Annotated in this window: 23 protein-coding genes; 8 read left to right on the forward strand and 15 right to left on the reverse strand. The window is 64.3% G+C overall.

Annotated features, from left to right (window positions below):
- Positions 1 to 111: 111 nt before the first annotated feature.
- Positions 112 to 2,055: a molecular chaperone DnaK gene (gene dnaK / locus AC4FIJ_RS04930; RefSeq protein ID WP_490335609.1), complete on the reverse strand. Its 1,944-nt coding sequence runs from the start codon at positions 2,053 to 2,055 to the stop codon at positions 112 to 114.
- A 111-nt stretch (positions 2,056 to 2,166) separates the two neighbouring features.
- On the opposite strand from dnaK, the gene AC4FIJ_RS04935 reads away from it, so the two are divergent.
- The 3 genes from AC4FIJ_RS04935 to AC4FIJ_RS04945 all read left to right on the forward strand — a co-directional run bounded on the left by AC4FIJ_RS04935 (position 2,167) and on the right by AC4FIJ_RS04945 (position 4,448).
- Positions 2,167 to 2,820: a copper chaperone PCu(A)C gene (locus AC4FIJ_RS04935; RefSeq protein WP_490335610.1), complete on the forward strand. Its 654-nt coding sequence runs from the start codon at positions 2,167 to 2,169 to the stop codon at positions 2,818 to 2,820.
- 80 nt (positions 2,821 to 2,900) lie between these two features.
- Positions 2,901 to 3,338: a vgr related protein gene (locus AC4FIJ_RS04940; protein WP_490335611.1), complete on the forward strand. Its 438-nt coding sequence runs from the start codon at positions 2,901 to 2,903 to the stop codon at positions 3,336 to 3,338.
- 90 nt (positions 3,339 to 3,428) lie between these two features.
- A complete protein-coding gene (locus tag AC4FIJ_RS04945) occupies positions 3,429 to 4,448 on the forward strand; it encodes a sensor histidine kinase (RefSeq protein ID WP_490335612.1) in 1,020 nt (339 codons plus the stop codon).
- A 27-nt stretch (positions 4,449 to 4,475) separates the two neighbouring features.
- Here AC4FIJ_RS04945 and AC4FIJ_RS04950 read toward each other — a convergent pair whose 3' ends face one another.
- The 11 genes from AC4FIJ_RS04950 to AC4FIJ_RS05000 all read right to left on the reverse strand — a co-directional run bounded on the left by AC4FIJ_RS04950 (position 4,476) and on the right by AC4FIJ_RS05000 (position 15,251).
- Positions 4,476 to 4,736, reverse strand: coding sequence for a YMGG-like glycine zipper-containing protein (locus tag AC4FIJ_RS04950; RefSeq protein ID WP_490335613.1), 261 nt, complete (start codon positions 4,734 to 4,736; stop codon positions 4,476 to 4,478).
- 125 nt (positions 4,737 to 4,861) lie between these two features.
- Positions 4,862 to 5,431, reverse strand: coding sequence for a nucleotide exchange factor GrpE (gene grpE, locus AC4FIJ_RS04955; RefSeq protein WP_490335614.1), 570 nt, complete (start codon positions 5,429 to 5,431; stop codon positions 4,862 to 4,864).
- A 74-nt stretch (positions 5,432 to 5,505) separates the two neighbouring features.
- A complete protein-coding gene (gene hrcA / locus AC4FIJ_RS04960; RefSeq protein ID WP_490335615.1) occupies positions 5,506 to 6,567 on the reverse strand; it encodes a heat-inducible transcriptional repressor HrcA in 1,062 nt (353 codons plus the stop codon).
- A gap of 108 nt (positions 6,568 to 6,675) precedes the next feature.
- Positions 6,676 to 7,080: a GFA family protein gene (locus AC4FIJ_RS04965; protein ID WP_490335616.1), complete on the reverse strand. Its 405-nt coding sequence runs from the start codon at positions 7,078 to 7,080 to the stop codon at positions 6,676 to 6,678.
- Positions 7,081 to 7,101: 21 nt separating this feature from the next.
- Positions 7,102 to 8,508, reverse strand: coding sequence for an NAD(P)H-dependent flavin oxidoreductase (locus tag AC4FIJ_RS04970; RefSeq protein ID WP_490335617.1), 1,407 nt, complete (start codon positions 8,506 to 8,508; stop codon positions 7,102 to 7,104).
- Complete coding sequence (locus AC4FIJ_RS04975; protein ID WP_490335632.1) at positions 8,505 to 9,266, reverse strand: class I SAM-dependent methyltransferase; 762 nt, start codon at positions 9,264 to 9,266, stop codon at positions 8,505 to 8,507. Before AC4FIJ_RS04975 ends, AC4FIJ_RS04970 begins: the two co-directional genes overlap by 4 nt.
- Positions 9,267 to 9,292: 26 nt before the next feature.
- Complete coding sequence (gene prfB, locus AC4FIJ_RS04980; protein ID WP_490335618.1) at positions 9,293 to 10,420, reverse strand: peptide chain release factor 2; 1,128 nt, start codon at positions 10,418 to 10,420, stop codon at positions 9,293 to 9,295.
- Positions 10,421 to 10,598: 178 nt separating this feature from the next.
- Complete coding sequence (locus AC4FIJ_RS04985; protein WP_490335619.1) at positions 10,599 to 11,153, reverse strand: peroxiredoxin; 555 nt, start codon at positions 11,151 to 11,153, stop codon at positions 10,599 to 10,601.
- A 27-nt stretch (positions 11,154 to 11,180) separates the two neighbouring features.
- Positions 11,181 to 13,697: a penicillin-binding protein 1A gene (locus AC4FIJ_RS04990; RefSeq protein ID WP_490335620.1), complete on the reverse strand. Its 2,517-nt coding sequence runs from the start codon at positions 13,695 to 13,697 to the stop codon at positions 11,181 to 11,183.
- A gap of 92 nt (positions 13,698 to 13,789) precedes the next feature.
- Positions 13,790 to 14,686, reverse strand: a complete 897-nt coding sequence (locus AC4FIJ_RS04995) for an N-acetylmuramoyl-L-alanine amidase family protein (RefSeq protein WP_490335621.1) — start codon at positions 14,684 to 14,686, stop codon at positions 13,790 to 13,792.
- A 358-nt stretch (positions 14,687 to 15,044) separates the two neighbouring features.
- Complete coding sequence (locus tag AC4FIJ_RS05000) at positions 15,045 to 15,251, reverse strand: hypothetical protein (RefSeq protein ID WP_490335622.1); 207 nt, start codon at positions 15,249 to 15,251, stop codon at positions 15,045 to 15,047.
- A 146-nt stretch (positions 15,252 to 15,397) separates the two neighbouring features.
- Here AC4FIJ_RS05000 and AC4FIJ_RS05005 point away from each other — a divergent pair, with 146 nt between their 5' ends.
- Entirely contained in the window at positions 15,398 to 18,193 is a 2,796-nt protein-coding gene (locus AC4FIJ_RS05005) for an Rne/Rng family ribonuclease (protein WP_490335623.1), read from the forward strand.
- 72 nt (positions 18,194 to 18,265) lie between these two features.
- Here the strand turns inward: AC4FIJ_RS05005 and AC4FIJ_RS05010 are convergent, their stop codons facing one another.
- Both AC4FIJ_RS05010 and AC4FIJ_RS05015 read right to left on the reverse strand, forming a co-directional pair.
- On the reverse strand, positions 18,266 to 18,994 hold the full coding sequence (locus AC4FIJ_RS05010; protein ID WP_490335624.1) for an SDR family NAD(P)-dependent oxidoreductase: 729 nt from the start codon (positions 18,992 to 18,994) through the stop codon (positions 18,266 to 18,268).
- Positions 18,991 to 19,773 (reverse strand): nucleotidyltransferase family protein, encoded by a 783-nt coding sequence (locus AC4FIJ_RS05015; RefSeq protein WP_490335625.1) that lies wholly within the window; start codon positions 19,771 to 19,773, stop codon positions 18,991 to 18,993. The genes AC4FIJ_RS05010 and AC4FIJ_RS05015 overlap by 4 nt, the downstream gene beginning before the upstream one ends.
- Before the next feature lie 80 nt (positions 19,774 to 19,853).
- Here AC4FIJ_RS05015 and AC4FIJ_RS05020 point away from each other — a divergent pair, with 80 nt between their 5' ends.
- Both AC4FIJ_RS05020 and AC4FIJ_RS05025 read left to right on the forward strand, forming a co-directional pair.
- Positions 19,854 to 20,975, forward strand: a complete 1,122-nt coding sequence (locus AC4FIJ_RS05020; RefSeq protein WP_490335626.1) for a CDP-alcohol phosphatidyltransferase family protein — start codon at positions 19,854 to 19,856, stop codon at positions 20,973 to 20,975.
- 28 nt (positions 20,976 to 21,003) lie between these two features.
- On the forward strand, positions 21,004 to 21,432 hold the full coding sequence (locus AC4FIJ_RS05025) for an HIT family protein (RefSeq protein ID WP_490335627.1): 429 nt from the start codon (positions 21,004 to 21,006) through the stop codon (positions 21,430 to 21,432).
- 27 nt (positions 21,433 to 21,459) lie between these two features.
- On the opposite strand, the gene AC4FIJ_RS05030 is transcribed toward AC4FIJ_RS05025, so the two are convergent.
- Positions 21,460 to 22,212 carry a phosphocholine cytidylyltransferase family protein gene (locus AC4FIJ_RS05030; RefSeq protein WP_490335628.1) on the reverse strand — a complete coding sequence of 251 codons (753 nt, stop codon included), beginning with the start codon at positions 22,210 to 22,212 and terminating at the stop codon, positions 21,460 to 21,462.
- Between the two features lie 139 nt (positions 22,213 to 22,351).
- Here AC4FIJ_RS05030 and AC4FIJ_RS05035 point away from each other — a divergent pair, with 139 nt between their 5' ends.
- Positions 22,352 to 23,734: a lipopolysaccharide biosynthesis protein gene (locus AC4FIJ_RS05035; RefSeq protein WP_490335629.1), complete on the forward strand. Its 1,383-nt coding sequence runs from the start codon at positions 22,352 to 22,354 to the stop codon at positions 23,732 to 23,734.
- Between the two features lie 136 nt (positions 23,735 to 23,870).
- The coding region (locus AC4FIJ_RS05040; RefSeq protein WP_490335630.1) for a succinate dehydrogenase iron-sulfur subunit at positions 23,871 to 24,576 on the forward strand (706 nt) is incomplete at its 3' end.

Raw genomic sequence — 24,576 nt, forward strand, 5'->3', positions numbered from 1 at the left:
ACATAGACCCGCGGGCCTATCGGCAAGGTTAACGCGGTCGGTTAACCGTTTCATGCCTAATAGACCCGCGGGCCGATTTTCAAGTCCGGCCCCGACGCGGGCGCGGATAAGTTACGACGACTTGGTTTCGCCCTCGCTGTCTCCGTCCACTTCCGAGAACTCGGCATCGACGACATCCTCGTCTCCGCCAGCCTCGCTGCCGGCAGCCGCGCCTTCATCCGCCGGAGCGGCTTCGGCCTGCTGCTTTTCATAGATGGCCTGACCCATCTTCATCGCCTTTTCGGCAAGCGCGGCGGACTTCGCATTGATGTCCTCCACGTCCTCGCCTTCCAGCGCGGTGCGGGTTTCGGCAATGGCGGCTTCGATCTCGGACTTGAGCCCTGCGTCGATCTTGTCGCCATTTTCCTTCAGTTGCTGCTCGGTCGAGTGGACGAGGCTGTCGGCCTGGTTGCGCGCCTCGGCCTTGGCCTTGCGCTGCTTGTCCTCCTCGGCGAACTTTTCGGCGTCCTGCACCATCTGTTCGATGTCGTTGTCGGACAGGCCGCCCGACGCCTGGATGCGGATCTGCTGCTCCTTGCCGGTACCCTTGTCCTTGGCCGACACGTTGACGATGCCGTTTGCGTCGATGTCGAAGGTCACCTCGATCTGCGGAACCCCGCGCGGAGCGGGCGGAATGCCGACCAGGTCGAACTGGCCCAGCATCTTGTTGTCCGCCGCCATCTCGCGCTCGCCCTGGAAGACGCGGATCGTGACCGCCTGCTGATTGTCGTCAGCGGTGGAATAGACCTGCGACTTCTTGGTCGGGATCGTGGTGTTGCGGTCGATCATCTTGGTCATGATGCCGCCCAGCGTCTCGATACCCAGCGACAGCGGGGTGACGTCGAGCAGCAGCACGTCCTTGACGTCGCCCTGCAGAACGCCTGCCTGAATGGCGGCGCCCATGGCCACGACTTCGTCCGGGTTCACGCCAGTGTGCGGTTCCTTGCCGAAGAAGTTCTTCACCGTCTCGCGCACCTTGGGCATGCGGGTCATGCCGCCCACCAGCACCACGTCGTCGATTTCCTTGGCGGTCACGCCGGCATCGGCCAGCGCCTTCTTGCAAGGCTCCAGCGTGCGCTGGATCAGACGGTCGACCAGACGTTCCAGATCGGCGCGGCTGATGTTCTCGACCAGATGCAGCGGGGTCGTGCTGCCACCTTCCATGCGGGCGGTGATGAACGGCAGGTTCACTTCGGTGGTCTGCGCGCTCGACAGCTCGATCTTGGCCTTTTCGGCGGCTTCCTTAAGGCGCTGCAGCGCAAGCTTGTCCTTGCGCAGGTCCATGTTTTCCTTCTTCTGGAAGGATTCGGCCAGATATTCGACGATCGCGCTATCGAAATCCTCACCGCCCAGGAAGGTGTCGCCGTTGGTCGACTTCACCTCGAACACGCCGTCCCCGATTTCCAGGATCGAGATGTCGAACGTACCGCCGCCAAGGTCATAGACCGCGATCGTCTTGCCGTCCTGCTTGTCGAGGCCATAGGCCAGCGCCGCGGCGGTCGGCTCGTTGATGATGCGCAGCACTTCGAGACCGGCGATCTGGCCGGCGTCCTTGGTCGCCTGACGCTGCGCGTCGTTGAAGTATGCAGGCACGGTGATGACGGCCTGAGTGACAGTTTCGCCCAGATAGCTCTCGGCGGTTTCCTTCATTTTCTGCAGCGTGAAGGCCGAGATCTGCGAGGGCGAATAATCCTCGCCCCCTGCCTTGACCCATGCGTCGCCGTTCTTGCCCTTGACGATGTCATAGGGGACCAGCTCCATGTCCTTCTTGGTCATGGGGTCTTCGAAACGGCGGCCGATCAGGCGCTTCACCGCGAAAATCGTGTTGTCGGGATTGGTCACCGCCTGACGCTTGGCCGGCTGGCCGATCAGCCGCTCGCCGTCCTTGGTGAAAGCGACGATCGAGGGCGTGGTGCGTGCGCCTTCCGAATTCTCGATCACCTTGGGATTGTCGCCATCCATCACAGCGACGCAGCTGTTGGTCGTGCCGAGGTCGATACCGATAACTTTAGCCATTGAGTTTATTCCACCCTTCTATTGCGGACACCGCGTTCGGCACACTCCCCATCGGGGCAAGCGAGCGCTGGCGGCTCTTCGATTGTGGGGGCGATATAGGGGCGGTTTTCGGTGGCACAAGTGCGCGCCGCGCCCTATCTGGTCGGCATCCACACTTGCTTTTCAGGGAACCGCCACATGACCCCCGCGCCGCGCCTCGTCGCCTGCCTCGCCGCTCTGGCCTTGCCGCTTGCCCTGCCCGCTTGCGGCGATTCGACCAAAGTGGACGAGAACCTGCAGGAAGAGGCGACCGAGCCCAAGCCTCAGCTGGGCCTCCTGCTTACCGATGTGGCCATTCGCCTGCCCGCCGTGGCGGACCGTCCGGGCGGCGCCTATTTCACCCTGCAATCGCTGCGCGACGAACCGGTCCGCATTGCCGGAGCCTCGGTCGAAGGCGTGGGCGAAGCGCAATTGCATGAAACAAAGATGGAATACGGCGTGTCGATGATGGCATCGGCCGGTACCATCGTCCTCGACCCGCGCGAGACCGTGCAATTCGCGCCCGGCGGCTTTCACGTGATGCTGTTCGATGTCGATCCCTCGCTTGAGGCGGGCGGGACGACAGATCTGATCCTGACGCTGGAGAACGGCGACAAGATTTCGGCCATTGCCCGCATCGTTGGCCCTTCGGAGGAACTGCCGGTCTCGACCACCCCATCCGCACCGGGCGCGATGGAAGAGATGGATCATTCCGGCATGGCGTCGCATGAGGGGATGGAAAACTGAGCGCTGCACAGCCCACCCACGCCTGCCCCGCAGGTGGCACCCGCGGGCTGACGGATGGAGAAAAGGAACTGGTCGCGTCGGTGTTCGGCGACGCGATCGACACCACGCCCGTCACCATCCGGCGCAGCAAATGGTTCCCCCTGCAGCCGCGCAACACGGTGATGGCACCGTGCGGTCATATCCATTTCCCGACACAGCACGCGCTTTACTGCGATGATTTCGCGCATGGCTCGATCAGCGCGCAGGGGCTGTTCATTCACGAGATGACGCATGTCTGGCAGGCGCAGCAAAGGGGCAAGTACTGGCTGGTCCTGATGCGCCACCCGTTCTGCCGGTACGACTATGCAGTCCGGCCGGGGCTCCCGCTGGTCCGCTATGGGATCGAGCAGCAAGCCGAGATCGTGCGCCACGTTTTCCTGTTACGTCGCGGCCATGGCCTGCGCGGTGCGCCGCCGCTCGACCAGCTTGAGAGCATCTTGCCATTTGGCAAGAAAGCACCGCATTCCACGGGTTTATAACATTTCATGCAGCCAAAACTATCTATCGACAGCGCAGCCTTGCTTTAATATCACCCCCCTCGGAACGGGAGTCAGGGTAGACGGTCGGGAATGGGATTGCGCGCAGGGACGATGGATTTCGCAGGATCGCTGGACACGCGCTGGCAGCGCATCCTCGTCGGTATCGCCTTCGGGATCATTGCAGCAGCAGTGATGATCCTGCTGAGGTCGGTTCTGAACATGTGGGCACCGACGTCCGGGCCCTTCGCGCTCGTTTATCCGACGGTGCTGATCGCGACCTTGTATGGCCGCTGGCAGGCGGGCCTGGTCGCCTATGTCATCTGCTTCCTGTGGGCGTGGTGGGGCATTCTGCCTGAGACGCATTCCTTCCGCTTCGTCGTTCCGACCGATCCGTCGCGTGTCGCAATCAATGCCTTTGCCGCAATGATCGTCGTAATCTTTGCCGAAGCATGGCGTCGCGCCGTGCGCGAAGCCGCGGCCGCCCGCGATCTTGAGATCGAGCGGCGCGACATGCTGATGGCGGAACTGGAGCATCGAACGAAGAACAACTTCGCGCTCGTCGCCAGCCTTTTGTCGCTGCAAAAGCGGCGTCTGGACGATCCGGCATCGGTCGCGGCGCTAGACGAGGCCATCGGGCGTGTGAGCACCTTTGCGGGTGCCTACGCCAATCTGGCCGCCACACACGGCGAAGGCGTGCATGTCGACATGCATGAATATCTGACGGATGTCGTCCAGCGTGTCGCCCGCGGCGCGTTCGAGAGCAAGGTGGCGGTCGCGATGGACATAGACCAGTGCTCGATCCCACGGCAGACCGCCGTCGCGGTGGGCCTGTTCGCGAACGAGGCGCTGACCAATGCAGCGAAATACGCCTTCCCCGAGGCGCATGACGGAAAGGTGGATATTGCCTTCAAATGTCATGAAAAAGGTTGGGCGCTGACGATCAGCGACAATGGCATCGGCAATGCACAAACCGTCGGCAGGGACAAGGCCGCTAAACCCGGACTAGGCACGGGCCTGATGGCAGCCTTCGCGCAGCAGGCCGGTGCGGATCACGAATCCCGGATCAGCGAAAGGGGCCGCACCCTTATCCTCCGACGAGAGTCGGAATAGGAAAGGGTACGGCCCTTACGAAATCAATCAGCGGCAGTCGTTATCGAGATAGCCGGCTTCGTTATAGCCGTCGCAGCTGTCGTTCTTGTCCGTAAAATAACCGATCGCCCCGCCCGCAGCAGCACCCACGGCGGCCGAAGTTCCTACGTCAGCACCGGTCACGGCGCCGACGCCAGCACCTGCTGCCGCGCCTAGCGCAGCGCCTTCGACGGCATAATTGTCGGCACAACCCGCCGTCGCCAGCGCAGCACCGGCGATAAGAGGAAGGGTAAAGGTCTTGATGTTCATGGCAATTCTCCGCATCGAGTAATTTGCAGACTCAATGCGGAGGCAGGGCCAAACGTTCCTGAACATTTGTAGCGAACCGACGGTACGAGCCCCCGCGTCGACCAAACGCCGGGGGCATGCGCGCATCAATCCGGTTTCTTGGCGACGCCCACCATGGCCGGACGCAGCAGACGGTCCTTGATCATGTAGCCCGCCTGCATTTCCTGTATGACCGTGCCCGGTTCGGCATCGTCGGTCGGAATCTCAATCATCGCCTGGTGCTGGTTGGGATCAAGCGGAAGGCCTTTGGCGGCAATGCGGCTGATGCCGTGCGAAGCGAACACCTTGTCGATTTCGCGGCCCGTGGCCTCGATACCGGCGATCAGGCCCTTCCACTTCTCGTCCTCGCGCAATTCCGCGGGGATCGCTTCAAGCGCGCGGGACAGATTGTCCGAAACCGACAGTATGTCGCGCGCAAAGCCGGTCGCGGCATAGGCGCGCGCGTCGGCGATTTCCTTTTCCATCCGGCGGCGCAAATTCTGCGTGTCGGCGCGGGCGTAAAGGACCTGCTGCTTCGCTTCGTCCAGCTCGGCGCCCAGCTTGGCCAGCGCGTCGTCGACGCTTTCCCCTTCGGCGTCCTCGCCCTCGATCATGTCCTCGGGAACGCCCTTCAATTCATTCTCGACTGCTTCGTCGCGCGTTTTGTCGTCGCTCATGGCGCTAGTTCTATTCCTGACTGTTCCGAAAATACCCTATCGCCAAACCGGCTGCCGAGGGAAACGATCCCCTGCTAGCGACCCGAATGGCCCACACGCGCATCAAGGCTGAGGCCAAGGCTGCGCGCGGTGAAATCCACCATGGGGACGAGCCGCGCGTAATTCAACCGCGTTGGCCCGATCACACCCACCACGCCGATCACCTTTCCCTCGCGGTCGCGATAGGGCGAGGCGATGACCGAGGAGCCGGAAAGCGAGAACAGCTTATTCTCCGAGCCGATGAAAATCCGCGCCCCATCCGCGTCGCGCGCATTGTCGAGCAGCGCTGCGACCTGTTCGGACCGTTCTATATCGTCGATCAGCATGCGCACGCGTTCAAGATCGCCCATCGCGACCTCATCCAGCAGATTGGCCTGCCCGCGCACGATCAGCACCGGGCGGCGCGCCGCATCCTCGCTCCACACCGCCAGCCCGCGCTCGACAAGATCGCGCGCGGCATCGTCGAGTTCGGCCCGTTCGCTGGCAATTTCGCGGTGCATGGCGCGCGCGGCTTCGGCAAGCGTGCGTCCCTGCAGCCGCGCAGTGATATAGTTCGCGGCCTGCTCCAGCGCCGCCGGATCGGTCCCGCCCGCCAGCGGTATGACGCGGTTTTCGACGTCGCCATCCTCGCCCACCAGAACGGCCAGCGCGCGGTCGTCGCCCAGGGGCACAAGGCTCATCTGCTGCAGCCGCGGTTCGCGTGCCGGGACCATCACCACGCCGGCACAGGCCGACAGGCTGGACAATAGCGCAGACGTGCGGGCAAGCGCGGTTTCCACCGGCCCGGTTCCGGACAATTCCCGTTCGATTACGGCGCGTTCGGCGGCGCTGGGCTCCGCCACCTGCATCATGCCGTCGACGAACAGGCGCAAGCCAGTCTCGGTCGGCAGCCGCCCCGCGCTGGTATGCGGCGCGGCAAGCAGGCCCAGCCGTTCGAGATCCGCCATCACGGACCGAATCGAGGCAGGCGACAGATCCAGCCCGCCCGCCAGAGTTTTCGACCCCACGGGCTGTCCATCGCTCAGATAACCTTCGACGACGAGCCGGAAGATCTCTCGCGCACGGTCCGACAGTTCGAGGAGCGGTGGGCTGGGCATGCACATGATCTAGGCAGTGACGGCCCGGCGCTCAACCGGTTTCGAGCCGGGTGATTTATAAGGCCACATCGCGGCAGCGCGCCGCCGACACAAATGCGCGCGAATGCGTCAGTCGGGGATATAACGCAGAACGCCGGATCGGCGGGTGGCGCCCGTATCGCCGGGATGGGCCTGCCCGTTGAGGACCTCGACTTCGCGGAAATCGAACGGGCTCATCCCTTCAAGGCAGGCGACGTTCACGCCGTATTGCGTGGGGTTCGAACGGCGTTGGTGATGCGTGTAGATCCCGCAGGTCCCGCAGAAATAGTGCTTCGCCGTGCCAGTGTTGAACTGATAGAGCCGGAGCGCATCTTCGCCCGCCAGTAGGGTGAACCTGTCGAGCGGCGCGCTGACCGCGACCGCGCCGCGCATCCGGCATATCGAACAATCGCAGCGGCGGGCGGACGTCAGATCGACCTCCGCCTCGAACCGGACGGCACCGCAGTGGCAGGCGCCCTTTTTCAGTTCACCCATCCGCTGCGGCCTCCCATCCGATCAGTCGCCCGTGAGTATGCGGTCGACCAGTTCCTTCACCGTGGGCGTGTAGCCGTTGGAGTAGAACGGATCCTGCTTGAACCGATAGGCCGCATGTCCCGCGAAGGCGAGGTTCTCGTCCGTGTCGCCGCCATGCGCGATGTCCTGCAGCGTCTTCTGGATACAGAAACTGCGCGGGTCGGCGAGACGCCCGGTGGTATAATCGTCATGGTCCTTCCACGACGAGAACGCGCAGTGAGACAGGCAGCCCATGCAGTCGGCCTGATCCTTGCGGATCGTCTCGCGCTCTTCAGGCGTGACGAACACGACCGTGTCGTCGGGCGTCTTCAGCGCAGTTGTCTCGCCCGCCGCGGCCCATGTGCGCGCGCGTTCGCGGTCATGCGGGGTGACCCAGAAATTCTTGCCCTTCACGCCGACGTCGAGCTGGACAGTATGGTCGCCCGCCTCGATCCGCGAATAGGGGATCTGGCGCGCGCTACGCTCTTCAAGATTGCGCAGGAACGGGTTGCGCACGGCAGAGGAATAGAAGCCCGTCGGCGAGAAACGGTGCAGCAGCACATCGCCCGGCTCCAGCGTGCGCAGCATGTCCTTCCAGCCCTGCGGGATCGGGCTTTCCTGCGTCAGCAGCGGCCGCGTGCCGAACTGAAACGCGATCTTGCCCAGTTCCGGATTGTCGATCCAGTCGTTCCATTCGCGCAGGAACCACACGCCGCCCGCCATCACGATGGCGGTATCCTCCGACACGCCTTCCTTGCGCATCGTCTCGCGCAGCGCCTTGACGCGGGGATAGGGATCTTCCGGCTTCAGCGGGTCTTCGGCGTTGGACAGCCCGTTATGGCCGCCCGCCAGCCACGGATCTTCATAGACCACCGCGGCCATCAGCTCGGGCACCTTGGAATAGCTGCGCTTCCACAGGGCGCGGAATGCGCGGGCGGAGGAGATGATCGGCAGGTAATGCACGCCGTAATGCTGCGCGATCTCGGCCAGCTTGTACGGCATGCCCGCGCCGCAGGTCACGCCGGTGACCAGCCCCTTAGTACGCTCCAGCGTGCCTTCCAGCACGGCTTGCGCGCCGCCCATTTCCCACAGCACGTTGATATTGATCGCGCCATTGCCGCCCGAAAGCTCATGCGCCTTCTGCACCTGCGCCACCGCACCCTCGATCGCATAGTCGATAAGCTGCTGGTGCCGTTCCTTGCGGGTCATCTGCTCGTAAACCTGGGGAACGATCTTGCCCTCGGCGTCATAGCTATCGGCGTTCACCGCGCTGACCGTGCCGATGCCGCCAGCGGCCGCCCATGCGCCCGAACTGGCGTGGTTGGTCGCCGAAACGCCCTTCCCGCCCTCGATCAGCGGCCAGACTTCGCGTCCGCCATAGTTGATCGGCTGCAGTCCCTTAAAACTCATGTTTCTATAATCCTGTCAGGGCGGTCCCCGGCGCCGTCCGCGCTGGCATCCGCCTTCCCTGCTGCAACAAGGTCCTGCTTGCAGGGTTCTATGTCGGCCGGATCCGGCCTTGGGCCCGCAGCTTCGAAACGGGCGTAATAGCCTGCCAGTTCCGGGCGGCGGATGAAAGCGGCCAGCTTGAAGCCGACCGATTCGAATTCGCAGAAGAGCAGCTTGGGCGGAATCCCGTGGCTGTCGGTGGGGCGGTCAACGTCGACGACGATAACCTGCCCGCCGGGGTTCAGCGCCGGCCTCAGCCTCCACAGGAAAGCGTAGGGCTCGGTCACCTCGTGGTACATGTGCACCAGAAAGATGCGGTCGAAGCTGGCTTCGGGGAGACCCGGATCGTCTTCCTGTCCCAGCTTGATCGAGACATTATCCAGCCTCTCGCGCTCGACGCGTGAACCCAGCCTCTGCAGAACCTCGCGGTCGATGTCCTGCGCAAGCACCCGGCCATTGTCGCCGACGCGTTCGGCAAGGCGGGTGGTGTAATACCCCTCGCCCGCGCCGATGTCGGCGACCGTCATGCCCTTGCGGATATTGGCAAGGTCCATCACCGTCACGGCCTCGCGCCGGTCGTCACGTGCGCGTTCGGATGCGAACTGGCTGGCACCCAGCGAGGATACGGGGCGATCGGCTTCGGGAAATTCGCGCGCGCTTTCGGGACGGCCGTCATCCACATCGGTGATATTGCATCCCGACAGGAGACACGCCGCCATAACCGGAAGCAGGGCGACCCGATGGATCAATCGTCGTCCTCCACGTCCACCTTCTCGCCCGTCACGCGCTGCGCGAGCGCGGCGGTGATAAAGGGATCCAGCGCACCGTCGAGCACGTCGGATGGATTGGTCGAGATGTGGCCGGTGCGCAGGTCCTTAACCTGCTGATACGGCTGCAGCACGTAGGAGCGGATCTGGTGGCCCCAGCCGATCTCGGTCTTGGCCTGGTATTCGCCCGATGCCGCGGCCTCGCGCTCCGCCAGTTCCTTTTCGTAAAGGCGCGCCTTCAGCATGTTCATCGCGGTGGCGCGGTTCTTGTGCTGCGAACGGTCGTTCTGGCTGGCGACGACGATGCCGGTCGGCTGGTGGGTGATGCGGACTGCGGAGTCGGTCGTGTTGACGTGCTGCCCGCCCGCGCCCGATGCGCGATAGGTGTCGATCTTGAGGTCGGCGGGATTGATCTCGATCTCGATGTCGTCGTCGATCACCGGATAGACCCAGACCGAGCTGAACGAGGTATGCCGCCGTGCGCTGCTGTCATACGGGCTGATGCGCACCAATCGGTGCACGCCGCTCTCGGTCTTGGCATAGCCATAGGCGTTCTCGCCCTTGATCAGCAGCGTCGCGCTCTTGATCCCGGCCTGTTCGCCCGCGCTGTAATCGACGACCTCGACCTTGAAGCCGCGCCGTTCGGCCCAGCGGGCGTACATGCGTTGCAGCATCTCGGCCCAGTCCTGGCTTTCGGTGCCGCCAGCGCCTGCGTGCACTTCAAGATAGGTGTCATAGCCATCGGCCTCGCCCGAAAGCAGGGCGCCCACCTTGTCGCGGTCCGCCCGTTCGGCCAGCGCGGTCAGGCTGTTCAGACCGTCTTTGACCACGCTGTCGTCACCCTCGGCATCGCCCATCTCGACGAATTCGACCGCATCCGACATCTCGGCGCTGATCTCGTTCACCGCCTTGACGGCGTCGCCCAGCTGCTTCTGCTCGCGCGTAATTGCCTGCGCCTGCTTGGGGTCGTTCCACAGGTTCGGATCCTCGACCCGCGCACTGAGTTCGTCGAGGCGGCGCAGCGCCTGATCCCAGTCCAGCGACCGGCGGATCAGCGCAAGCGATGCCTCGATACGATCGACAAGAGCCTGCCCTTCGGCACGCATGAAACTTCTCCTGTGAGGGCCCCATGCCCCCGGACTTGCGCCCGCTTAGCGAAGGGTCCCGAAATGTGAAAGAGCGCAATGCAGTTCTGCGCAATGGGAAAACGACCGGCAGACCGGTGCGCCCAGTGGCGTATCACGCCAGAGAGCGAGAGCCGGATTTGCCTGCCGAACGGCTTCGTCAGCTCTTGAGTGCGCGAACCGCCGCCAGAGTGCGCGAGACATGTTCGCGCCAGTCGCCGTCCGAATGGACCATCACGATCTTGCCGTCAGGCGCGATGACATAGGATGTGCGGTCGCTCATCAGCGCGGCAGTATCGTCGCCCCTGTTGAGCACCACGTCATAGGCCTTGATCGTCGCCGGGGTGGCGCGCGCCACCGGGAACGCATCGCGGCATTCCTCGGTCGAGAATTTCTTCAGCGTTTCGACATCGTCTGCGGACATGCCCACGACCTGTGCGCCCGCGGCCTTGAACTGCGGCATCGCCTCGGCAAAGGCGCGCGCTTCCAGCGTGCAGCCCTGCGTGAACGCCTTGGGGAAGAAATAGAGCACGACCGGCCCCTTCTTCAGCGCATTCGCAAGGTTGAAGGTGAACGCCTTGCCCGCCCGTGCGCCCGTCGTGGACACCTGCGGCGCAGTGGCCCCCTTGGGAAGCGAGGCGGATGCAGGGCCGGCGGCCAGTGCGGAGAGGACCAGCGCGCCCGTCAGAACGCTCGATATGATGCGATTTTTCATGGGCTCTTCTTAGGCCCCTATTTCGGCTCAGTAAATGCCGCCCTGATCTTCGAGGAAAGTATCGTCGATCGCGACCGCATCATTGCTGACCGCTGCGCTGCGTTCGGCCCGTGCCGCGCGGATCGCGGCGAGCGCGGCCATGCGCCTTTCCTCAAGCGTCTGGCGGTCGAGCGAACGGCGCGGTTCGGTGTCGGGCTTGAACGCTTCCCAGATGGTGGATGGCACATATTCGGTCAGCGAAGGCCAGCCCTCGAACACCCTTTTGCCGCTGCGGCGGTCAATGCGGACCATGCGAATGCCGTCGGGCGCCTGCACCGGGGTCGTGGGCCAGCGAGCCTTGGTGTCCTGGATCAGTTCCTTGATGATCGGCGCCGCGGTATTGCCGCCCTGCACCCATCCGCCCAGGTTGCGCGGCTGGTCGAAACCGACATAGACGCCCGCGACCAGATCGGCCGAACCGCCCATGAACCAGGCATTGGTCGGGCCCGAGGTGGTGCCGGTCTTTCCAAACAGCGGCAGGTCAAGATCGCGCAGCCGGGTCGCCGTGCCGCGCTGCACCACGCCTTCCAGCATGTGAACGACCTGATAGGCGGTGCCTGCGTCCATCACCTGCTTGCCTGCTTCGGCAAGGCGCGGCATCGGCTTGCCGTCCCATTCATCCATGTTGCAGCGACCGCAGCGACGCTTGTCCGCGCGCCAGATCACCTTGCCGTTCTTGTCCTGCACATAGTCGATGACCGAAGCCTCGTACTGGCGGCCATGACTGGCGAGCGCGCTATAGGCGTTCACCATCTGCAGCACCGTCGTATCGCCCGCACCCAGCGCGAACGCCAGATAGGGGTCATAGCTGCCAATGCCGACCCGCTGGAACGTGTCGATAACGTTGTTCATGCCCGAATCGTTCGCGATATGGACGGTCATCAGATTGCGCGACTGTTCCAGCCCCCAGCGCATCGTCTGCTCGCCCGCGCCGCGGGTATTGCCAAAGTTGCGGAAGCATTTCTCGCCCAGCGCCGCGCCCTGATAGACGCAGAACGGACCGTCGGTGACCAGCGTCGCGGGCGTCATGCCCTGATCGAGGCCGGTCGCATAGACGAAGGGCTTGATGGTCGATCCCGGCTGGCGCTCCGCCTGCGTGGCGCGGTTGAAACTGCCGAGGCGCGAATCGAAACCGCCCTGCATCGCCAGCACGCGGCCGGTCTGCGGGTTCTGCACGACCAGCCCGCCCGACACCTCGGGAATGGTGCGCACCCGCCAGCCCGAACCGTCCGGTGACGCGACGATCACATCGCCCGCCTTCAGCGCATCGGGCAGATTGCCCAGCGGAAAGGTCTCGCCGTCGCTAAAGCCGATCTGCGCATTGCTGCCGCTGCGCTCGGTCACCACGCCAACGCGCCAGTCCTGGTAGTCGATGGCAAGGTTCGAAACGATCAGCTGGGTCTGCCAGTTCTCGTCCATGTTCACGGTCGCGATCGGGCCGGTCCAGCCGCGTGTTCCGTGATAGCGCATCAGTCCGGCGCGCAGTGCCTTGCGCGCCGCCTTCTGCATTTCCATGTCGAGCGAGGTGCGCACCCACAGCCCGCCCGCATAGACCGAATTCGGCCCGTCCTCGGCCTTCTCGCCATACATGTCGAGCAGGCGGCGGCGCACTTCCTCGATGAAATAGCCGCCTGCAGGGTCATAGCTTTCGCGGCGGCGCTGGACGAGGCCGAGCGGCTGCGCCTTGGCGGCACGGGCTTCGGCCTCGCTCGCCCAGCCATTGTCGACCATCTGGTCCAGCACATAGTTGCGCCGCGCTATCGCCATGTCGCGGTACTGGCTGCGGCCATAGCGTTCGGGCGCCTTGGGCAGGATCGCAAGGAACGCCGCCTCGTGCAGCTCCAGCTCGTTCACGTCCTTGTCGAAATAGGCGCGCGCGGCGGCCTGCACGCCGAAACTCTGCCGGCCAAGCGGGATCTCGTTCAGATAGAGCTCGAGGATCTGCTCCTTGCTCAGGACTCCCTCGATCCGCTGGGCGAGGATCATTTCCTTCAGCTTGCGGGTGACCGAATATTCATCGCCCACAAGGATGTTCTTGGCCACCTGCTGGGTAATGGTCGAGCCGCCCTTGGCGCGCTCTCCCGATCCCATCTTGGACACGTAATCGACGACCGCGCCCGCAAGACCGCCGACATCGACGCCGCCATGGGTCCAGAACGTCTTGTCCTCTGCCGCCAGGAACGCGTTCTGCATCTGCTCGGGAAAATCGACATAGCGCAGCTGAACGCGCCGTTCGCGCGCATAGCTGTTGACGATCTCGCCATCCGCGCCGCGCACCATGGTGGGCAAGGCAGGTTGATAGGTCAGCAGCCGGTCGGCCGATGGCAGCCCCGCCCCCAGCCATGCGTAACCGGCCGCGAACACCAGCATCCCGGCGATCACCAGAATGGCCAGCGCCTTGAACAGCCGGCTCTCGCGCCAGCGCCGGGCGAAACCGGACCGGGCAGCGGCAAAACCGCTTCCGATGCGTCCGGCGATGGAGGGGGATTGCTCGGTGGGGCTCATGATCGGGGCGGCACTAGCATGGCATTTGCGCAAGAGAAAAGACGAAAGGACCTGACGATACGATGAATGGGGATAAGCTAGCGACGGGCCGGCTAAGGACTGGGCGCGAGCAGCCCTGCGGTGATGGCCGCGGCAAGCGCGTTGACGATCGCTTTCCGTCCCTCCGCGCTGGCGATGCGGGCGGCATCGTCGGGGTTGCTGATATATCCGGCCTCGAACAACAGCGACGGCATCTGCGCCGACCGCAGCACGACCAGATTCGCGCCGCGCCGGAAACGTCCGTGCACCGGCATCGCGCGCCTGACCCTATTCTCCAGCCTGTCCGCGATGCGCGCAGAACCCAAGGTCACTTCGCGCCGGGCAAGCTCGGCCAGTACCGCCTCGACATCTCCCATCGCGGCTTCGTCGAGGCTGGCATCGCCCTCGCCGCCGAACGAGCGCGCGAGCGCCAATGCCTCGGAATCGCTGGCGCGCGGGGCGAGCACATAGACATTGGCGCCCTGCGCTTCCTCTACCGGCGCGCTGTCGGCGTGGATCGAGACGAAGATGTCTGGCTCAAGCGATTCCGCCAGGGCGACTCGCGCTTCCAGCGGCAGGAAGCGATCGTCCTCACGCGTCAGCGCCACCCTGACCGCGCCCAGTTCCAGCAATCGTTCGCGCAGGTCACGCGCGATGGGCAGCACGACATCCTTTTCCGCGATGCCGTCCGGACCGGTCGCGCCCGGATCGAAGCCGCCATGTCCGGCGTCGATCACCACCAGCGGCGCCTCGTCGCCAGCCCGGCCCGCGCTGATGCGAGGCAGAGCGGCAGCGCGCGTTTCGGGAAGCGCCATGCTGACCAGCGCATCGCCGCGTCCGCCAGCAGGAAACAGATCGGCCAGCAGCAACCCTGCCGCCGCGCCCAAAGCCAGAGCAGCGCAAACCGCACCGCCGATCAGCGGCCAGCGGCGCGTGTTTTCGGCCTGCAGTTGCAGCACGGTCTGTTCCATTGTGCCCGGATTGCCCGTCCCGCCCCCGCCCGACAAGAGTCCAGCGTCTGCGCAAGCACGTTCTATTCCCGGATTTTCGCAGCGAGCGACCCCGTGCGTGACCAACGCGTGGCGGAAATGCCGCGCAAACACCCGTCACGCGCACGAATGTTCCACTGGCCCGAAGGCTTTTTATTGCCGAACCCGCAGGCGGGTGCTAGCGTCGCATTCGTCGGATGGTTCGGATATCCGGTGCATCGCAAGTCGGCCCCCTTGGCCGGCGGCTCTCGAGAAGGGCCGACGAGCGCTCGATACCGGCCAATATCTTCCGACTTTGGCGCTGACTCGCCGGAACGACCAGATTGCGGACCTTGCCGACTTACAGGCCGGTCAGCAGCATCGTCATACCGCGATGGGCGCAGCCCGGATACATGTCCGGGCCCGGATTGGAATTGATGGATATGGTCAGGAACACGATGATTGCGGCGACCACCCTGTCTTGCAGGGCCGCTGGCATCGTCGTTTTCGGCGCGTTTGCGCCAGGTCGTTCCGTTACAAGCTTTTCGCCGCCGTCATCGCGCCCCATTGCGCGCCATGCCGGCTATTACCTTTTTGCGCCGGACTGCAGGACTTTGCCCGTTCGTGCCGCGCGCACCTTACTGAAATGTCGCGCCAACCCTGCTGCCCGCCGCTCGCGGTCGGCTGCAGCGTCGCGCGTCTGGAGATCCATGAATGACAACGCGCATGCTAATCGATGCGCGCCACCCGGAAGAAACGCGGGTGGCGGTGCTCAAAGGCAACCGGATTGAAGAATTCGATTTCGAATCGGCTGAACACAAGCAGATAAAAGGCAATATATATCTGGCAAAGGTGACGAGGGTCGAACCCTCGTTGCAGGCCGCCTTCGTCGATTTCGGCGGCAACCGGCATGGCTTCCTCGCCTTTAGCGAGATCCATCCCGACTATTACCAGATCCCCAAGGAAGACCGCGACGCGCTGCTCGCCGCAGAGCAGGAGCATGCCGAGGAAGAGGCACGTCTGCGCGCCGAGGACGAGGATTCCGACGACGGCCAGCATTTCGACGACGACGGCAACGACGACGAAGGCAGCGATGCGTTCGCGGGCGAAATGGCCGGCGAAGACGGGGTCGAGGATGTCGGCGACGAGGAATCGAACGAGGTCTCCACCATCGAGGACGGTTCGGTCTCTGGCGACAATTCCGACGACGACAATGGCGATAACGGCGACAATGGCGACGAGAACGGCAATCGTTCGCGCGGTCGTGGCCGTGGCCGCGGTCGCCGTCAGGGCAATCGCGGCGGGGGCGGCACTCGCTCCAAGGCCGCCGACGAAGCGCGCGCCAAGCGTCTTGCGCTGCGCCGCCGGTACAAGATCCAGGACGTCATCCAGCGCCGTCAGGTCCTGCTGGTGCAGGTCGTCAAGGAAGAGCGCGGCAACAAGGGTGCGGCGCTGACCACCTATCTGTCGCTGGCGGGCCGCTATTGCGTGCTGATGCCCAATTCCAGCCACGGCGGCGGCATTTCGCGCAAGATTTCCAGCGCCGCCGATCGCAAGCGTCTGAAGCAGATCGTCGCGGAGATGAGCCTGCCCAAGTCGATGGGCTGCATCGTGCGCACCGCGGGCCTTCAGCGCACCAAGACCGAGATCAAGCGCGACTTCGACTATCTTGCCCGCCTGTGGGACGAGATCCGCGAGAACACGATGAAGTCGAGCGCGCCCGCGCTGATTCATTCGGACAGCGACCTGATCAAGCGTGCGATCCGCGACATCTATAACCGCGAGATCGAGGAAGTGGTGGTCGAGGGGCCGGAAGGCTACAAATCCGCCAAGGAATTCATGAAGCTGCTGATGCCCAGCCATGCGCGCCGGGTGAAGCAATACGCCGACCCCGTCCCGCTGTTCCAGCGCTATGGCGCGGAAGACCAGCTTTCGGCGATGTACGATCCGGTCGTGCAGCTGAAATCGGGTGGCTATCTGGTCATCAACCCGACCGAGGCGCTGGTATCGATCGACATCAACTCGGGCCGCTCCACGAAGGAGCACGGGATCGAGGCGACCGCGCTGCACACCAATATGGAAGCGGCGAAGGAAATCGCGCGCCAGTTGCGCCTGCGCGACATGGCCGGTCTGGTCGTGATCGACTTCATCGACATGGAGCACAACAGCTCGATCCGTAAGGTCGAGAAGTGCATGAAGGAGGCGCTGAAGAACGACCGCGCCCGCATTCAGGTCGGCCGCATCTCGGGCTTTGGCCTGATGGAGATGAGCCGTCAGCGGCTGCGCACCGGCGTTCTGGAAGCGACCACCCGCACCTGTCCGCATTGCGACGGGTCGGGCCTTGTCCGCACCGCCTCCAGCGCGGGCCTGTCGGCGCTGCGCCTGATCGAGGACGAAGCCGCCAAGGGCAAGGGTTCGATCATCACGCTCCACGCCAGCACCGAGGCCGCGATCTATCTGCTCAACGCCAAGCGCGCCGATTTGCAGGAGATCGAGGACCGCTATGGCGTGAACGTCGAAGTCCTTCCCGAGGGCGAGGACGAAGGCGCCAAGATGCGCGTCGGTTCGTCCGGCCCCCGCCCCACCGGCACGCCCAAGTTCGAGGTCATCGTCGACGAGGAAGACGATTACCTGCCCGAGGACGAGGACGAGCAGGAAGAAAGCGAAAACCGTTCGGACAACGACGACAACGACGACGGCCAGTCGCGCCGCAACAAGCGCCGCCGACGCCGTGGCGGTCGCCGGAAGCGCGGCCGCCGCGAGGATGGCGAGCAGAACGGCGATCAGCAGTCCGACAATGACGATGGCGACGACGCCGACGATGATGGCGATACGCAGGTTTCGTCTGGGGATTCGTCCGGCAATCGCGGCAATGGCGAATCGGGCGACGAGGACAACGCCCCTCGCAAGCGCCGCCGCCGCCGTCGGAGCAAGTCTGGCCGTGACGACAATGGCCGTGACGATAACAGCCGCGACGAAACGGGCGACCAGGGCGGGCAGGACGATGAAAGCACGCAGGCTGAGCCTGTGGCCGAAAACGCCGAACCTGCTGCGGTAGAAGCGCAGGACAGCCCTGCCGAGGCCGAGGCTCCGTCCGAGGAGCCGGTCGCGGAGGAAAAGCCGAAGCGTCGCCGGACCCGCAAGAAGGCCGCGCCGGAACCTGCAACCGAAGCGAGCGACGCCGACCCCGGGACTGCCGCCGAGGCCGAAACCGCCGCGACGGACGAGGGTGCGGTCGAGGAAAAGCCCAAGAAGCCGCGCGCACGCCGCAAGAAGAAGGCCGACGTCGAGGAAGCGCCCGCCCCCGAAGCTGAAACGCCCACCGAACCGGAAGCATCCGCACCCGAACCCGAAGCGGCCCCCGAACCCGCCGCAAGCGATGGTCCGGTGGCAGCCAACGACGCCTCGGAAGCGCCTGCCGACGACGGCCAGTCGAGCGGTGAAACGTCCGAAGCACCCGCTGACGAGACGCCCCGCCGCGGCTGGTGGCAACGAACCTTCGGCAACTGATAGTCGGTAGCCCAAAAGCAAAAGGCCGCTCCATTCGGGGCGGCCTTTTTCGTTTGACTTCAGGTCGTTGCGCTAGAACTCGATCGGTTGTCCGTCCCACGCAAAGAAACCGCCGCTGTCCTTCGCTTCCAGCCCGTCGATGACCGACAGCAGGCACTGGGCCGAATAGTCCGGGGTGAACATCTGGCCGTCGGGGACATTATTGCTGAACGGTTCGGACAGCGCGGTTTCGACCGTGCCGGGATGCAGCGACACGACCACCGCACCCTTGTTGCGCCGGCCCAGTTCGATGGCGAAATTGCGCATGATCTGGTTCAGCGCCGCTTTGGATGCGCGATAGGAATGCCAGCCGCCCAGCCTGTTGTCGCCGATCGAACCGACGCGCGCCGAGATCGCCGCGAAAAGCGGCCTTCCCTCGCCGCGCAGATGCGGGACGAAATGCTTGGCGACCAGAGCGGGGCCGATAGTGTTGACGCGAAATACCTCTGCCATCGCCGCCCCGTCGAGCGCGCGCCAGCTCTTCTCTGGGGCAACGTCTGGCTCGCGCTGCAACAGGCCAGTGGCGACGATCACCAGGTCGAGCGGACCATCGCCCGTGATGCGTTCGGCAGCGGCGGCGATACTGTCCTCGTCACCCAGATCGAGCGGCACCGCGACGACGTCGCCAATGTCCGGAACCGCGTCCATGTCGCGCGCGGTCGCATAGACCGCCTCGACATGTTCCCGCGCGGCCAGATGGCGGACCAGCGCCGCGCCGATACCGCCCGACCCTCCGACTATCACGCAGCGCATGCCCATCATTCACTCTCCTGTCGGCGGTCCAGCAATCGCCGTGCCAGAACCAGATCGGCGGCCTTGTCGACATCGACCGCGGCTTCGCCATCGCGCGCGGCGACCACTTCGGCGGCAATGCCATTGCGCCTGCCAAGCTGCCGGACGCCCTCGGCAAGGCTCAGCCGCCCGAGGGCATAGCTGAACAAGGTCCCGATGCCGAGCCGCCGGACGATGCGCCATGGCCGCTTGCGATCCGCCTCGACCCCGCTCCACAGGCGCAGGGCCTTTTCGGCGTCGGGTCTGTTCAGCAGGAACATGTTGCAGCCCGACCAGTCGCCATCGGCAAAGCGCAGCCATGTCCGGCTCGTATCGGGCACGGCCTTTTCGACAAGCGAGCGTTCGGCCAGTAGCATCGCCACGTCGCAATCGGCGGGCGCATCGATCAGGAAATCCCGCACCCATTCGGGCCGCAGCAGCGCATGATCGGAAGTCGTGACCAGCAGGGGCGCGCCGGATAGGGCGAAGGCGCGCGCCACGCTTTCGCTGGGCCCGGCGGCGGGAGGCACGATGATGGCGCCGAGCCCTTCGGCCAGCCGCCGAACCCCTTCATCCGAGGTCGAGACATAGATCCGGCGATAGCCTGCCTGCGCCAGCGCGCGGTGCACACGCTCCAGCATCGTCATGCCGCCGATCGGGATCAGCGCCTTGTGCGCCACGCCTTCGGACAAGGCGAGCGGGTCCGTTTCTGCCCGCGATCCGGCAAGGATCAGCGCGCTGCCCTGGCTGGCAGTAATATTGTTATCCATCCTCTTTGTCTTAGCGCCACCGGATCGGCGAGAGCAATCTTCGTTGCGAAGCGGCGCGGCTCTATCTAGGGGATCGAGTGATGACTAAGAACGCGCCACCCGTCGCCATCGAGAGCGTGGGAGAGAACCCAACCCCGATCTGGGGCCTTTCCAATCGCGAACGGACGCGGCGGATCGCGGCCGCCAGCGCTCTGGGTTCGGACGGCGCGACGCTGGTGATCGCCCATGATGCCTATGCCTGGGACCCGGCCTGGCTGCGCCATATCGCGGAAAACCCCGGCCTTGTGCTGACGATGGGGAATGTCCCCGCGCTTGGCCATGCGCGCAGCGAGGAAGAGGCGGACGCGATCCGCACCTCGATCCGCGAGGACAGGGCGCTGGTGCCGGGGAACCTCACCGTGCTGGCCTATGAGAACAGCCCGACGATCGAGAACAAGCAGCTGCGCAAGCGCGAGACGCCGTTCCTGATGGCGCTGTTTCCCGACACGATCCGGCGGATCGAGCGGGCGAGCTATTTCGGCGCGTATAAAGGCGTGACCGACATCCTCACCAAATATCTGTGGCCCGAATGGGCGCTGGTCATCACTCGGCTGTGCGCAAGGATGGGCATCACGCCAAACATGGTGACTGCGGTCGGCGCGGTGCTGTGCGTGCTGGCAACGGTGCTGTTCGCACGGGGCGAATATTGGGCGGGCATGGCGGTTGGCCTCGGCTTCATGGTGCTGGACACCGTGGACGGCAAGCTGGCGCGCTGCACCATCACCTCCAGCTGGTGGGGCAATGTGTTCGACCACGGAATCGACCTGATCCACCCGCCTTTCTGGTGGTGGTTCTGGGCCACCGGACTTGCCTATTGGGGCATGGAGCTTTCGCCCGAGAGCTTCAATTCGGTGATGATCGCGATCATCGGCGGCTATGTGTTGCAGCGCGTGATCGAGGGGGTGTTCATGCGCCGCAACGGCGGGATGCACATCCATGTGTGGCGGCGTTTCGATTCGCGCTTTCGCCTGATCACCGCGCGGCGCAATCCCAATATGATCATCCTGCTGATCGCGATGGTCTTTGGCCGACCCGATTTCGGCATCGTCGCGGTGGCATGGTGGACGGTGATTTCCTGCGCGATCCATGCCGTGCGGCTGCTGCAGGCCGAGGTTGCGCGCACCCGCGACGGCGGGCTGACCAGCTGGCTGTCGGAAGCCTGATCCACACCGCGACTGAAGGAGGCACGACATGAACGAGACGATGCGCAAATTCGGCTACCCCGCAACGCTGGTGGCAGAGTTCGAGCATTGGACCGTCCTGCTGCGCCCCGCGCAGCCGACGCTTGGCAGCCTGGTCCTTGCGGCCAAGTCCGATGTGACGGCGCTGTCGGACCTGTCCGCCGAAGCGCATGCCGAAATGAAGGCCGCCAGCACCGCGATCGAGCGGGCGCTGCGCGATTTCACCGGCTATGCCAAGATCAATTATCTGATGCTGATGATGGTCGACCCGCATGTCCACGCGCATGTCATCCCGCGCTATGAAGGCAGCCGGCAATTCGAGGGCGTGGATTTTCCCGATGCTGGCTGGCCAAAGCTGCCCGATCTGGGGACCGCCGTAACGCTGGACGAGGATCAGATCGCCTCGCTGGTCACGGCGCTCAAGACGCGCTTCGCCTGATCCCCGCGCCGGCAGCGACGCGGCAGGTCAGGCCCAGCGGTCGGTCAGTGCAGTCGCATTCTCGATATCGGTCAGGAAGTCGACCTCGGCCCATTCCGAGCCGGTGATCGTGCAGGTGCCGACCTTGCCGCTGTCCGCGATGGTGTCGATGACCTTCAGATACCAGTGCTCGACCCCGTCGCGTTCGCGCATCTTGCTGCGCACGGCCTCGCGGAACAGTTCGACGCCTTCGCCCCGGAACGCAAGGAAGCCGATCGATTCGCAATTGGTCTCCTCGGCGGCAAGCGTCTTGCCGATATGCAACAGGCGGCCGTCGGGTTCGCGCAGGACCTTCATGTCGTCGCTGTCATAGGCGGCTTTCTCGTCGACGGTGACGGCGATGGGCCATGGTCCGTCCGGACCCTGTGCGCCTTGCTGGACCTTATTCACGATCTCTTCGGATACCAGCGTGTCGCCGTTCAGGATCATGAAGTCGTCCTTCATCAGGTGCCGCACGATCCAGCACGATCCCAGATTGTCGGCCACCTTGAAGAATGGATTGAAATGGCAGGTCACCTTCACGCGCGGATCGTCGATCTGCGCCAGCGCTTCCTCGACCTCGTCGGTCTTGAAGCCGGTCACCACGTCGATCCTTTTCACCCCGCCGCGTGCCAGCATCTCGATCTGCCATTCGATCAGGGTTCGCCCCGAAAAATCGATAAGGCACTTGGGGCGTTCGGCGGTCAGCGGCAGCAGGCGCGAGCCCTGGCCGGCGCTGAGCAATATGGCGTGTTCGATCATGGCGAGCCGTTTAGGGGCATCGTTCGCAGACCGCAATCACCGTCGCGCCGCGCACCAATCCATCCCGCCGCACGCATGTCGGTGAGTTCCGCCCTGCCCGCGCTTGCCTCTGCGCGCGTGTTCAGCCAAGCACCGCTCTATGAAGCGTAAACGTCCCGTCGCCCTGGAAGACCGGTCATTGCTGGGGCGCATGCTCGCCAATCTTGGCTGGCTGATCGGCGGCAAGGGGTTCGGGGCGATCTGCTCGCTGGTCTATCTGGCGATCCTGACGCGCACGCTGGGGCTCAAGGATTTCGGCCACTTCTCGCTGATCTTCGGTACATCGCAGGCACTGATTGCGGTCGCCGGGTTCCAGACGTGGCGCGTCGTCGTCCGCTTTGGCGCGGAACACGTGCATCACAAGAACTGGGACGCGTTCGGGCGGCTGGGCATGCTGGCGGGCGTGCTGGACGTGTGCGGCGCGCTTGTAGGCTGCGCCATCGCCTATCTGGCGTTCTACCAGTTCGCGGATGCGCTGGGCCTCAATCCCGAACTCGTCGATCTGGCGTTCTGGTTCAATGTCGCCTCGCTCTGGGCGCTGGTGTCGGCGCCGACGGGCATCGTGCGCGCGCTCGACCGGTTCGACGTGGCGGTCTACGTAGAGGCGGTGGTGCCGCTTGGCCGGCTGGTCGCGGCGGTTGCGATCTGGCTGACCGAACCGACGCTGGCGCGGTTCCTGATCGCATGGGCCGCGATCGATATCCTCGAGGCGCTGATCTACTGGATCATGGCGCGAAGGCTGTGCCCGCAATCGATCCGCCTTTCGCATCTGAAGGATTTCACCGGCGCGCTGAACGACAATCCCGGGGTGATCCGCTTCTTCATCATCACCTTCTGCTCCGCCACGCTGGAGGCGACCTATCGCAATGGGCCGCTGCTGGCGGTGGGCTATCTGGTGGGTACGCGCGCGGCGGGCCTGTACCGGCTGGCGCAGCAATTGGCGCAGGGCCTTGCCAAGCTTTCCACCCTGCTGGCCCGCGCCGCCTATGCCGAGATTGCACGCGCGCGCGTGGCCTCCGCGCTCGACGAATTCCGCAAGCTGATCCGCCAGACAAGCATTCTTGCCGGTGCGGGAAGCGCGATCGTGGTGCTGCTCGTGCTGGTCGCGGGCGGACTGCTGCTGGAACTGCTGGGCGGCGAACAATTCGCGGCGGGCAAACCGATCCTGATCGCGCTAGTCGTGGGCGCCAGCTTCGAACTCGCAAGCGTCGCGTTCGAACCCATGCTCGATTCCACCGGCCGGGCAAAATTGTCGCTAACGTCGCGCTTTCTTGCCGTGGCGGCGACTGCTGTGGGCATTTTGGCCTTCGCCCCTTCCGGCGGGGCGCAGGGGATCGCGTGGGGCGTCGCGCTGGGTGGTGCAGTGCATTATATCGCCATGGGCGCGATGGCGTGGATCGTTCTGCGCATCCTCGTCAGGAACGACCGGCAGGAGAAAGCGGCGTCCGCACAGGCCGATAACGGGACAAAACTTGAACCCTGACGCGGGAATCGCCATTAAAGAATGGCATCCCCCGCTTGTGCAGCGCGGCAAGCTTGGCTAACCCGCACCGCAGAACCGGGCCGCACACGCGCCAAGGCGTGACATCGCGGCCCCGCAGAACGGAAAAGCGACGATCATGGCGACCTTTACCCTTCCCAAGAACAGCAAGATCACCGGCAAGAGCCAGTCCTATGGCTCGTCGTCTGGCGGCAAGGTAAAGAAATTCAAGGTCTATCGCTATGATCCCGACAGCGGTGAAAACCCGCGCTACGACATTTTCGAGATCGATCTGGACGATTGCGGCCCGATGGTGCTGGACGCGATCATCAAGATGAAGAACGAGATGGACCCGACGCTGACCTTCCGCCGGTCTTGCCGCGAAGGCATTTGCGGGTCCTGCGCGATGAACATCAACGGCAAGAACGGCCTGGCCTGCACCACCGCGATCGAGGATTGCGGTTCGGGCGAGATCCGTATCACGCCGCTGCCGCACATGGATGTGATCAAGGACCTCGTCCCCGATTTCACGCATTTCTACGCGCAATATGCCTCGATCCGTCCTTGGCTGCAGACCGTGACGCCGACCCCGTCGGGCAAGGAACGTCTGCAGTCGCCGGAAGACCGCAACAAGCTGGACGGCCTTTACGAGTGCATCCTGTGCGCCTGCTGTTCGACGGCATGCCCCAGCTATTGGTGGAATTCGGACAAGTTCCTCGGCCCGGCGATCCTGCTGCAGGCCTATCGCTGGCTGGCCGACAGCCGCGACGAGATGACGGGTGAGCGTCTGGACGAGCTGGAGGATCCCTTCCGCCTCTATCGCTGCCACACCATCATGAACTGCG

The sequence above is a fragment of the Croceicoccus sp. genome, assembly GCF_983967925.1.